The organism is Pseudogracilibacillus amylolyticus (SeqCode), from assembly GCF_051918545.1.
Taxonomy (GTDB): domain Bacteria; phylum Bacillota; class Bacilli; order Bacillales; family Amphibacillaceae; genus Pseudogracilibacillus.
The window spans coordinates 1-9,774 of record NZ_JBPPZG010000145.1; the positions used below are offsets into that span (position 1 = coordinate 1).

Consider the following 9,774-nt stretch of genomic DNA (forward strand, 5'->3'; position numbering starts at 1 on the left):
CGCCCACGGAAAGCGCAGTGTATTTCCGTAGCGGTATTTTATATCACAACTTTGTTTAGATATTTACAGAGCAAATTAACCTAAGTTACTGAACAGTTTACGGATAAAATTTATAAAAGTAAAATTATGAAATTTCAACCTAATTTAAACTATTAAATTGGAACAAAAAAGCGAAGGCGCAGTCCCCTTCAAATTGCGTCAGCAATTAGTGGGGGAGGTTCACCTAGCTCGGATTATAAAAATTGACACACATCCGATTATAATTACAAAAGAGATTATTAGTAAGAATGCTGTTTTTTCATGATGTTTTCCCCTGTACTTTATCGAATTATCAATGTACAACTTACATCTTTACCAATCTCTTTTCATAGATTTATTATTAAAAAGTGCAATTTAGTACCAAGTTTAAAACGAGATATATTAGAAAAAAATACTTTTGCATGCTTTTTCACAAATCGATCCTAGGTCGTTAAAACATGACAAGTCGAAAACTATTGATTAATGACTTCATCACGAAATGATTTATCCGATAAAAGTTTTAATTCAAATTCATTTAAGCTTTTCATTAATTTAAACGCTTCATACCATTTTAAGTCATTGAAAAATATCACTAGTTCATATTTATTACCAACTATATCTTCCGCAAACAAAGCATCAGTCAAAATGTAAATAGTGGAGCCGCCTTTTTTTCCGGCACGTTTTAACCATTCTTGGTTCGCTTCATTCTCCATAAGCATGCTAAGCACATATTCTAATTCTTTTTGAGCGACAGCCGGGAACTTTTCATCGTTGATCATTGCCATAATTTTTGCATATTCCGAAGTGGTGGACTTAATAAATGCATCAGAAAAGTAACGGTCAAAATCTACATCCCACCATTCTGTTATATTAGCATTGCTCTTATAATCTGCTTCCTTTTCTAAAGTATCATGAATATGAGTTGCGAGTTTAATCCATTCTTCATCCTCCATAACTCGCATCTTATGAATAATCTCGTCTTTTATATCTTCCATTGATTCATTTGGATACTCACTCTTCTTTATTTCAAATGGTATAAAAAGGGCTGATGTAAAGTAATATAGCGGAGTGTGATCCACAATGCCAAGTGTCGACATACGATTTTCAATATTTTCGATCCCTAATTTCCCCATCAAATATTCAGTATTTGCATTGGAACTAACTGCCATCATTCCCCTAGCTACTTCTCTTAATGAAACACTGTCATCCTTAATTTGATCAGTCTCTTTCATATAGTCTAACCAAATCTCATGAGCACCCCCATCTAAGTTAGGAACATAAAACATCTCAAGCTCGGACAATTTAATTTGCTCATTAGGATCGATCACATCTTCTTTTACCTGATAAGCATATTCAAGCGCTACTACTATTTTTACTGTACTAGCTAACGGCATTAGCTTCTCAGAATTAATTGCCAGCCTTGTCTTACTATTCTCATTAAAAACGATCGAAGCGTTCATCTTATTTTTGTTTAATTTTTTCCATACATATGTCGGGCTAGATGAATTCAGCCAATAGACAAAACCACCACCAATTAATAAAATAATACCGAAAATACTTCCAATTACTACTAAATATTTGATCACATTAGTTCTCCTTTCAACAATACTTACCATAAGTCTATCATATTAAAAAAGAACCCTTCCATAGTAGAAAGGATTCTTTTATGAAACTACTTTTGCTAGGTTATATTCATCACGTTCATATTGCCAAAGACGATAGAATTCTCCCCTGTTTGACTAAAAAAGAAGTCAAACGAATTGGTATGGCCGATTATAATAATTACTACAAACAATAAAATAGAAAGAATCACGATTGCCCACATACTAATTTGCAACAATTTTACCCGGTTACCCATTTCACTCCACTCCTTAAAATTTTAATATAGGATATGAATGAACAAGCTAAAATGGCTGTAACTGATGCTATTTTCTACTATACGTATGAACGGCAAATTTAGAACTGTACTTATTGGTGTAATTACAATACATTTTACATATATTTTACAAAGAAAAGCTTGATAATGCAACACCTCCATGATAGTTTGTTAGTATTGAACAACTTGATTTTCTGAAGGGAGAACCCGCTAATTGCTTAAAAAAAATAAAGTAACAGCACTTTTTGAAATATTATTCGTTTCAACAAAACTTGGACTCACTTCCTTCGGTGGGCCTGTTGCACACTTAGGATACTTTCATGCAGAGTACATTCACCGAAGAAAATGGATGGATGAGAAAAGTTATGCAGATCTAGTTGCCCTATGTCAATTTCTACCGGGACCGGCCAGCAGCCAGGTTGGTATCGGGATTGGTGTCATGCGTGCCGGGGTGCTTGGAGGAATTTTTTCTTTTATCGGCTTCACTCTCCCTTCCGTTTTAGCGCTTATTCTATTCGCTTCTCTCCTTCACACGTTTGATGTTGCCAACGCAGGTTGGATTCATGGATTAAAAATTGTAGCAGTTGTAGTTGTAGCTCATGCAATAATTGGAATGGCAAATAAACTAACACCAGATTTAAAAAGACGAACAATCGCTTTATTTGCATTAGTTATAACTTTAATATGGCAAACAGCCTTCACACAAGTTAGCGTTATTTTACTAGCGGGGATTATCGGATATTTTATGTATCGAAACGAAAATATGGAAAAAGCTGAATCTATTAAAAACTTTCGTATATCCCATAAAATCGGATATATTTGTTTGAGTTTATTTTTTGGACTTCTAATCATTCTGCCTATTTTACGAAAATTATTTCCAAATGATTGGATAGCTCTATTTGATAGCTTTTACCGCTCCGGATCACTCGTTTTCGGTGGTGGCCATGTTGTTCTTCCGTTGTTAGAGCAGGAATTCGTACGGTCTGCTTGGTTAACAAGTGAACAATTCCTTGCTGGGTACGGAGCCACGCAAGCAGTGCCTGGACCGTTATTTACATTTGCTGCTTATATCGGAACAGTTATTCACGGTTGGCAGGGTGGATTATTTGCTACATTTGCAATCTTTTTACCAGCATTTTTGCTTATCTTAGGAACATTACCTTTTTGGGATACACTTAGAAAAAACCCAAGTATAAAAAATGCATTAATGGGAGTAAACGCCTCCGTGGTCGGAATTTTAATCTCAGCATTCTATACGCCAATTTGGACAAGTTCGATTTTAAGACCAATAGATTTTGCTTTAGCGGCTATTCTTTTTAGTATGCTTGTTTTTTGGAAACTACCTCCTTGGATGATCGTATTATCTGGGCTAATTGGTGGATGTTTAATTTCATACTTTTGATATAAAAAGAGGCTGAACATAAGTTGAATAAGCAGTCATAAAAACGCAAAATTTCAGAATAAGATGTATTGAACGTCACTATTTCAACAGCAGTCACTGATACATAGTTGAAGGAAACAGTGCAGTAGTGGAAATTTAAACCCTAGTCACAGTACCGTTGATTTCCGTAGCTAGTTGCAAAGTAAAATGCCGCTACGGAAGTACATTCCGCTTTCCGCGGGCGGCTGTTGAGCCTTCCTTGTGCTACGCACTGCGTTGTCTCACCTAGGCCTTTCCTCCCGCAGGAGTCTCCATGTATTTCCTCCGCTGGGGATTGCGCCTAAGAGCGTGAATTACACTAATTATGGTGGTTGTTTGGAGCGTAGAACCGTTGACTCCTGCGGGAAAAGCACGTGTCTGAAGACTCTGTAGGAAGCGGTTTTTGCTTCCGGAAGAGGCTGAAGCCGTGCCCGCGGAAAGCAACGGTTCGTAGCGTAAAACAACCTAAGCACTACTCAACAGTTTATGGAAGTTAGCAATTAGTTTATTAAAGCAAATACATGTAAAATCCGAACTATTTCAAACTTTAATTGAAGAAGTTTAGATGATAGTTCGGATTTCTCTTTAAGTAAAACTCTTCGTTCCCAATCCCTTAAGAATCAGTATTTAAATATCGCATTTGGTAAAAATGCCGAAACAAGATAATTCGGTGCATTGACAATCTCACTAATTCGTAAATCAACTGCGACACTACATAACATATAAGCTTCTTCATCAGACATTTTGTACGTGTCAACAATATGTTCGATCATATAACGGATTGCATTTTGAGATGCCTCATATAAATTAGATCCATGCCCAGTAGTAACATAGTAACCCATACTATCGGCTTCTGGAGTTGATGGTCCTGGAATTTCATAACGTGGTTCAGCAATTGTTTTACCTTTATGCAACTTAAACTTGATTGTTGTTTCCATCGATGCTTCAATTGCAGTTCCACACACTTCCCCGTCACCTTGGGCAGCATGTGTATCACCAATCGAAAATAGTGCACCTTCAACTAAAACCGGTAAATATAGTTTTGTTCCTTTTACTAAATGACGAATATCTACATTCCCACCATTCTGACGTGGCGGTACGATACCATGATTCCCCGATTCCGGTAGAGCAACACCAACCGTTCCTGGAAAAGGCTTAATAAAAAGATCTATACCATGTAAAAATTCAGCTTTTTGACGCTTGGCTAGATCAAAAATTTTAATAGCTGGATTTGGAAAATCATCTGCTAATAAACCAAAGCCAGGAATAATCGCTGTCCATCCCCACTCTAATTGACGGAAGTCTAGCATGTCAATTTCTAACGTATCCCCGGGTTCAGCACCTTTTATATAAATTGGTCCTGCTACAGGGTTAACTTCTGAAAAGTCTATTTTTTTCACATCGTCTACAGTAGAATTTTTCGTAAATTGCCCTCCAGAAGCTTCAGTAATTTCAAAATTGATAGTTTGTCCTGAATTAACCTCAGCAATTGGCTCAATCGAATTATCCCATCCATAGTGTTTGTGTGAATGAAAATCATGAATGGTCATATATAGGTGATTATGATGATGAATAGTCATGATGATATTCTCCTTTAAATTTTGACATACAAGTATATTGAAACATTTTTATCAATTTCTGAAAGTAAATTGTTCTTTAAAATTTACTATATTATGACGAAAAAATGGAATTAATCCTATATTCTAAATTCCCTGCGCCAATTTTTATAAATTCCAAGCGTTTTTAAAGACTTGAATGTAAACTCCATTCTTCTATCGCCTAATGGAAAAGAGTTTTTTAACTATTTCTTCCCCGCATCCGATTATTTATACTTTGCCGAATTTCATTTGTTCATCAACTCCTTTTTTAATTACATTTTTTGTAAGGCGGAAAATACACCTTGCATTACGATGTACATCGTAATATAATGGCAATAGGTAAAGGAGGCGATATTTTGTGGATAAAGAAATGATGAAAGGAAGTATTGATATTTTATTATTATCTCTTATTGAGCAAAGGGATTTATATGGTTATGAAATGACACGAATTATTAAACACTTAAGTGATGACACGTACGAAATGAGTGAAGGTACATTATATGCAGCTTTAAAACGTATGGAACGAAAAGCTTGGATTTCATCCTATTGGAAAGATACGGACAGTGGCAGACGAAAATATTATCATATTACCAAAGATGGAAAAGTTGAATTACAGAAAAAAAGAGAGAATTGGGAATGGATGACTGATTTAATAAAACGGAGTTCGGAGAGTTTAATATGAAAAGCCCCTTTGAAAAATTTATAGTAAAAATCATTTCCCAAATTGATGGTACTGATGAAGAAAAAGCAGATATTTATGAAGAAATGCTTATTCATTTAGAATTAACTTGTAATAAATTCATAGAAGAAGGCTTTACTAAGACAGAAGCAGCACAACTTGCAATGGAAAGCTTCGGTGATTCAAAAACGATTGGAAATGAAATGCAAGAAGCGATGTTTCCGCTTCGAAAACTTTTTCTTCTATTGCTTTCTGTATTATCGATTTTCTATTCTATTTTCGCTTATCTTGTTCATTTAATTAGTGATGGCGATGCTGAAATAATTTGGCTCATTTTATCTATTGCTACGAGTTCCGTTTTATTACTGTTTGCACTTCAAGTATTTCCTTCTATTGATCGTAAAAGATGGATTAACACAGCTTTAATTTGTCATGTCTTTATTTATTTACTTGGAGTATTACTTGCTGCAAATACTAGTCACACTATTTCTAGTTTTCTTAGTTTTATTGCTATCTCTATATTATTATTTACTATTTTCCTTATTTATCGTACAACAATTATTGATTATCACTACCATTTAAGTACGTTTGCAAAACACGTTAAATGGCTTCATTTTTTAAATATTAGTGCTGGAATTGCAGTTACTGCTTTGACATTATTTTTCTTATGGGCAATATTACTTTTCTCTGAAAGTATACCACCATCTATGTTGTGGATTTTCATTCCTTTAAGCGTTTGGTTGATAGCTTATTTTATTCAATTTCGTTTTATCAAAAAGAACAAAAATAAAATCGCTTTTGTTTTAGCAATAATTCCGTTTCTGATACTCATCATCGCACTTTTGTTTTTAATTTGGAGTGTTTTTCCGATTGGGGTGTTGTTTAGTTGAATAAAAGAAAAATTATTTTTATTTTTGCAATAATCGCTACTATCACATTATGTTTAGTAGTTGTAGGGTTCATGTTTAATAAAACGGAAGAAGAAAAATTGAATGGATTAACAGAAATTTTTGATATAGCCCCCGATGGGACGATTGCTTATGTAATGTATGACAAAGGACGGCAAAAAATCGTTATAAAAAACGATGAAAATGAAATTTCGACGTTAACGATCCATGAAGAAAAATTTATAAATGATATTGCTTTTTCACCGGACGGCTCTACAATCGCTTATAGTATAAGTCCAAAAGATGTAGAAACTGAACTACTTAGTACGATTAATGTTATAGATATTGCAACACTTGAAGAGACGAATCTTTTTCAAAAAGCAGGCTTAATTACAGAACTTGCTTTTGACCCTAAGGATGGAGATCAACTTTTCTATATTAAAGCCGATACTTTCGAAAACTATTCACCAATCGCAAGGGCGAATCCACATGATTTCGATTTATTTAGTTATCTGATTTCAGAGGAAAAACATACCCAATACACGAACCTAAAAAAGTATTCCATGGATTCATTACAAGTTTCTTCTTCCGATAATGCTGTATATATTCAAATGGTTGATGATGAAACTGCTGAGTCAGCGGAAGAAGTATTTGATGCGAATTCACGAATTTTTAAAATACCATTAGACGATCCGGAAGCATTATCCGTTGTTAGCGATCCAAATAAAGAAATCGATATTTATGATTTTGTCATTTTATCGGATGAGGAGAAAATAATCTATCAATCTGTTAGTAATCCAAACTCTGGTGGAATATTTCAATATGAACTATTTGAATACGATCCGAATACAAACGAAGAAACGCAATTAACAAATTTACAAGAGTATACTTCTCGTCCTCTTATTTATGACAACTTTATCTATTTTATTGTTGATACACAATTTGCCCAAAAATATTCGGATTATCATTTGTACCGAATGGATCTAGATGGAGAAAACATGACTGAAGTGGAATTATCACTTGATGAATTAGAAACTTAAGTTAGTTAGATCCAATTTAGCGAACAGTAGAAGGGAAATTTTTTGATTCCCTTCTCCCCTTTCAATTCATTACTGTTTTATGAATGTTTTCAATAACCTTTTTTTCAGGGCAAAAACACCCCGATAAACTAAAGTGAATATTCTTTCAGTCGGTAAACCGATTGTTTCGCATATATCAGATCTACAAAAAAAGTCAGTCTAAGGTCAACAAAGCTTTTCCAAACGAGAGTTAATTTGTTATGATGAAATAACAAAGAATTACTTCTTACTCATCATTTTTTATCTGATTTATCCAATTGTTTTTTTATTCACTATGGACAAATACTTGCATATCTCATATAATGACAATAACAATTAACGTAAAGGGTGACCCAATCGAATGGACAACTAATCCTATTTATCTGAACAACCTAGGAAAGCGCAATTAAAACAGGTGACTACTGTTTTAATTTGTTATGCTTTTTAGACTTTAGGTTTTCGGAAGGAGGATTGGTGTCTTAAGTTCAAGCAAAAAAGGGAGAAGTCTCTTTTTTTGCTGTTCACTCATGCCTCCTATTCTGAAAACGAATGGAGGCTTTTTTGTCTCCTAATTTATAAACTGAGGAGATGAGTATATGATTTTATTAGAAGCTAACCAATTAATGATGAACATTAGAGATCAGCTTTTGTTTGATATTAATCATTTACGGATTCAAGAAAAAGATCGAATTGGATTAGTCGGACGTAATGGTAGCGGGAAAACAACATTACTGGAAGTGCTCGCTAAAGTCAAAAATCCATCCAAAGGCAATGTTATTTCAAATGCTACATGCGAACTCCTCCCACAACTTAAACATACCAATACAACGAAAAGTGGTGGCGAGATAACGCAGGAATATATAAATAAAGCGATCGCAACAAAGTCGGATATTTTATTCGCTGATGAACCTACTACAAATTTAGATACTAAAAATATTGAAAAGCTTGAAAACCACTTAAAGAGATGGCAAGGTGCCTTTGTACTCGTCTCACACGACAGAGCGTTTTTAGATTCGCTTTGTACAACTATTTGGGAGCTAGATGACGGAAATTTAACGATTTATCAAGGAAATTACTCAAATTATGTTGAACAAAAAGAGCTTGAGAAAAAACAACATGAAGCTGCGTATGAACAATATGAGGAAAAGAAAAAGCAATTAGAAAGAGCATTACAATTAAAAGAGCAAAAAGCCCAACGTGCAACTAAAAAACCGAAAAACATTAGTGCTTCCGAAGCAAATATAAAGGGGGCAAAACCTTATTTTGCAAATAAACAAAAGAAACTTCGGCAAGCCGCTAAAGCTATTGAAACACGACTGGAAAAGTTAGAGAAAGTAGAAAAAGTAAAAGAGCTGCCTCCAGTTAAAATGGATTTGCCCAATGAAGATACAATTAGAGGCAGAATTATAATACGTATTAACGAGGTTACAGGCAAAGTAGAAAATCGTCTCCTTTGGAAGACAGAAAATATTGATATTAGAGCCGGAGATAAAATTGCAATAATTGGGAACAACGGGACTGGTAAAACAACTTTTTTACGTAAAATTCTTAATGAAGATGACGGAATCACTGTCTCCCCTGCGATAAAAATAGGATATTTCAGTCAAAATTTAGATGTGCTCGATGTGAATAATTCTATTTTAGAAAATGTCAGTTCTAATTCTATTCAAAATGAAACATTGATTCGAACTGTGTTAGCTCGACTTCGCTTCTTTCGGGACGATGTATATAAAAAAGTAGATGTGTTAAGTGGTGGTGAACGGGTTAAAGTGGCTTTTGCAAAACTATTTGTGAGCGATATTAACACATTATTTTTAGATGAACCAACAAATTTTCTTGATATCGAAGCAATGGAGGCATTGGAAGGTCTTCTGCGGTATTATGAAGGAACAATACTTCTCGTTTCCCATGACCGCCGTTTTATTACGGGAATAGCGGATAGAATCTTTACAATCGAGGATCAGAAAATGAATGTTTTTAATGGGACATATGAAGCTTACAAAGGATATGAGACTCAAAGTAAAGACTCAAAGGATGAAGAACTGCTAGTATTACAAACGAAAATAACCGAGGTGTTAGGTAAGTTGAGTATCGAACCATCAGATAAATTGGAAAAAGAATTTACAGAACTATTAGCCAGAAAAAAAGAATTAGAAAAATAAAAAAGTGAGCTGAATTTGTCAAGCATAATAAATTATTGACAAATTCAGCTCCAGTATTATAGTGTATTGCTAATTC

8 protein-coding genes are annotated in these 9,774 nt (G+C 34.3%); 5 read left to right on the top strand and 3 right to left on the bottom strand.

Annotated elements, in window-relative coordinates:
• Nucleotides 1-491 precede the first annotated feature (491 nt).
• A complete protein-coding gene (locus tag ACPYKA_RS14720; RefSeq protein ID WP_479542972.1) occupies nucleotides 492-1,604 on the bottom strand; it encodes a serine hydrolase in 1,113 nt (370 codons plus the stop codon).
• Nucleotides 1,605-1,699: 95 nt separating this feature from the next.
• Nucleotides 1,700-1,876, bottom strand: a complete 177-nt coding sequence (locus ACPYKA_RS14725; protein ID WP_479542973.1) for a hypothetical protein — start codon at nucleotides 1,874-1,876, stop codon at nucleotides 1,700-1,702.
• A 232-nt stretch (nucleotides 1,877-2,108) separates the two neighbouring features.
• Between ACPYKA_RS14725 and ACPYKA_RS14730 the strand changes: the two genes are divergently transcribed.
• Entirely contained in the window at nucleotides 2,109-3,296 is a 1,188-nt protein-coding gene (locus tag ACPYKA_RS14730; protein WP_479542974.1) for a chromate transporter, read from the top strand.
• 638 nt (nucleotides 3,297-3,934) lie between these two features.
• On the opposite strand, the gene ACPYKA_RS14735 is transcribed toward ACPYKA_RS14730, so the two are convergent.
• Nucleotides 3,935-4,894: an acetamidase/formamidase family protein gene (locus ACPYKA_RS14735; RefSeq protein WP_479542975.1), complete on the bottom strand. Its 960-nt coding sequence runs from the start codon at nucleotides 4,892-4,894 to the stop codon at nucleotides 3,935-3,937.
• 376 nt (nucleotides 4,895-5,270) lie between these two features.
• Here ACPYKA_RS14735 and ACPYKA_RS14740 point away from each other — a divergent pair, with 376 nt between their 5' ends.
• The 4 genes from ACPYKA_RS14740 (at nucleotide 5,271) to ACPYKA_RS14755 (ending at nucleotide 9,698) form a co-directional block, all read left to right on the top strand.
• The gene (locus ACPYKA_RS14740; protein WP_479542976.1) at nucleotides 5,271-5,594 is read left to right on the top strand and encodes a PadR family transcriptional regulator; all 324 of its coding nucleotides are present in this window, start codon (nucleotides 5,271-5,273) and stop codon (nucleotides 5,592-5,594) included.
• The gene (locus ACPYKA_RS14745; RefSeq protein WP_479542977.1) at nucleotides 5,591-6,481 is read left to right on the top strand and encodes a permease prefix domain 1-containing protein; all 891 of its coding nucleotides are present in this window, start codon (nucleotides 5,591-5,593) and stop codon (nucleotides 6,479-6,481) included. Before ACPYKA_RS14740 ends, ACPYKA_RS14745 begins: the two co-directional genes overlap by 4 nt.
• On the top strand, nucleotides 6,478-7,518 hold the full coding sequence (locus tag ACPYKA_RS14750; RefSeq protein ID WP_479542978.1) for a TolB-like translocation protein: 1,041 nt from the start codon (nucleotides 6,478-6,480) through the stop codon (nucleotides 7,516-7,518). Before ACPYKA_RS14745 ends, ACPYKA_RS14750 begins: the two co-directional genes overlap by 4 nt.
• Nucleotides 7,519-8,132: 614 nt before the next feature.
• Entirely contained in the window at nucleotides 8,133-9,698 is a 1,566-nt protein-coding gene (locus tag ACPYKA_RS14755; protein WP_479542979.1) for a Vga family ABC-F type ribosomal protection protein, read from the top strand.
• The last annotated feature ends 76 nt before the right edge of the window (nucleotides 9,699-9,774 follow it).